This is a genomic window from Mesorhizobium sp. M2D.F.Ca.ET.226.01.1.1 (assembly GCF_004022705.2).
Lineage (GTDB): Bacteria > Pseudomonadota > Alphaproteobacteria > Rhizobiales > Rhizobiaceae > Mesorhizobium.
Window position 1 is genome coordinate 1 of sequence record NZ_RZOY02000034.1, and the last position, 1,968, is coordinate 1,968.

At 63.2% G+C, this 1,968-nt stretch carries 3 protein-coding genes; all 3 read right to left on the reverse strand.

The window, feature by feature from the left end:
* The coding region (locus EN869_RS35410) for a MoaD/ThiS family protein (protein ID WP_281035895.1) at window positions 1-108 on the reverse strand (108 nt) is incomplete at its 3' end.
* Window positions 77-1,078, reverse strand: coding sequence for a glycine oxidase ThiO (thiO, locus tag EN869_RS33620; RefSeq protein ID WP_126057621.1), 1,002 nt, complete (start codon window positions 1,076-1,078; stop codon window positions 77-79). The genes EN869_RS35410 and thiO, both read right to left, overlap by 32 nt.
* A partial coding sequence (locus EN869_RS33625) for a phosphomethylpyrimidine synthase ThiC (protein ID WP_189348024.1) occupies window positions 1,075-1,968 on the reverse strand: 894 nt, incomplete at its 5' end. The genes EN869_RS33625 and thiO, both read right to left, overlap by 4 nt.

Below are 1,968 nucleotides of genomic sequence, written 5' to 3' on the forward strand. Positions count from 1 at the left end.
GTTGACGGCGGTGGCGAGCCAATCGCCCTCATAGTCGAGCGCGGCAAGCAACTCGGCCAGCGTGGTGGCGGCAATCTCACGCGCCTCGCCGTTGACCATCAGTTTCATGAGCATGCTCCTTGGTTCTGTCTTGACTGAAAACCAGGCCGGCAGCCTGGCGCGCCATGGCGGGGGCGAGGAGAAAACCGTGACGATAAAGACCGTTGATCGCGATGATCTCACCGTCTGTTTCGACGCGTGGCAAATTGTCGGGAAATGCCGGACGGACACCCACACCGGTTTCAACGATCTCGGCCTCACCAAAGGCCGGATGGAGGGCATGGGCGGCGCCCAGCAGCTCCATCATGGAACGCGCCGTCACCGGTCCGGCGCTCTGGCTTTCAATCATCGTCGCTCCGATCATGAAACGGTGATCGGTGCGCGGCACGGCATAAAGCGGAAAGCGTGGATGAAGCAAACGGACCGGCCGCGACAGCGAGACATCAGGCGTGCGAAGGATCAGCATTTCGCCGCGAACACCGCGCAGCCTGTCATCGGCCGCTGCCATTCCCATGCAGTCTATCTGACGGGCGAAACCCGAAACAGGCCGGGCGTCGCAGCCGAAGTGGAATTTGACACCCATGGTCGCAAGGTTGTCATGAAGTGCCGCCATCGCCTGGCGTGGGTCGAGGTGAGCCTCGTTGGGGAAGAGCAATCCACGCCGGAAGCGGCCGGCGAGGTCGGGTTCCAGGAGCGCAATTTCGTTTTCATCGACGCGCCTATGCCCTGACGTGCGACTGGCGAACCGGTCAAGCTCACCGGCATCACGCGGCGCGGCCACGACCAATGTCCCGGCCCGTGTCACCTGACCCGACAGCACCGCATCCCACCAGTCGGCAGCGTCGCGTCCGAGATCCAGCACCGGCTGCTCCGCGCTTTCGCGCTCGCACCATGGCGCCAGCATGCCGCCGGCGAACCACGACGCGTTGCCGCCAAGGCCATGCCGCATCTCGGCGACTGTGACCGTCGCGCCGCGGGCGGCGAGTTCGAAAGCGACGGTGAGGCCGGCAACGCCGGCCCCTTTGACGAGCACCCTCATGATGGTTTGGGAGCCTCCGGCACGACCGGTACGCCAGTCTCGTCCGCCGGCATGTAGAGATCGCCGCCCTCCCGGTATTTTGCCGCCATTGCCGCCATGCCTTCCTTCTGAGCCTCGGCACGGATGTCGTGGGAAATGCGCATGGAGCAGAATTTCGGCCCGCACATCGAACAGAAATGTGCCAGCTTGTGCGCCTCCTTGGGCAAGGTCTGGTCGTGGAAGGACCGTGCGGTTTCGGGGTCGAGCGACAGGTTGAACTGGTCCTCCCAGCGGAACTCGAAGCGCGCGCGCGAAAGGGCATCATCCCTGGTTTTCGCTGCCGGATGGCCCTTCGCCAGATCGGCTGCATGGGCGGCTATCTTGTAAGTGATCACCCCAATCTTGACGTCGTTGCGGTCGGGAAGGCCGAGATGCTCTTTCGGCGTGACGTAGCAAAGCATTGCGGTGCCGAACCAGCCTATCATGGCGGCACCTATCCCTGAGGTGATGTGGTCATAGCCCGGCGCGATGTCGGTCGTCAGCGGCCCCAACGTGTAGAACGGCGCCTCACCGCACACTGCGAGCTGCTTGTCCATGTTCTGCCTGATCTTGTGCATGGGGACATGGCCCGGGCCTTCGATCATCACCTGGCAGTCCTTTGCCCAGGCAATCTTGGTGAGTTCTCCAAGTGTTTCCAGTTCGGCGAATTGCGCCGCGTCGTTCGCATCGGCGATTGAACCGGGACGAAGGCCGTCGCCGAGCGAGAAGGAAACGTCATAGGCTCTGGCGATGTCGCAGATCTCCTCGAAATGCTCGTAGAGGAAGCTCTCCCGGTGATGGTGCAGGCACCATTTGGCCATGATCGAGCCGCCGCGCGAGACGATGCCCGTGACCCGGTCGACGGTCAGCGG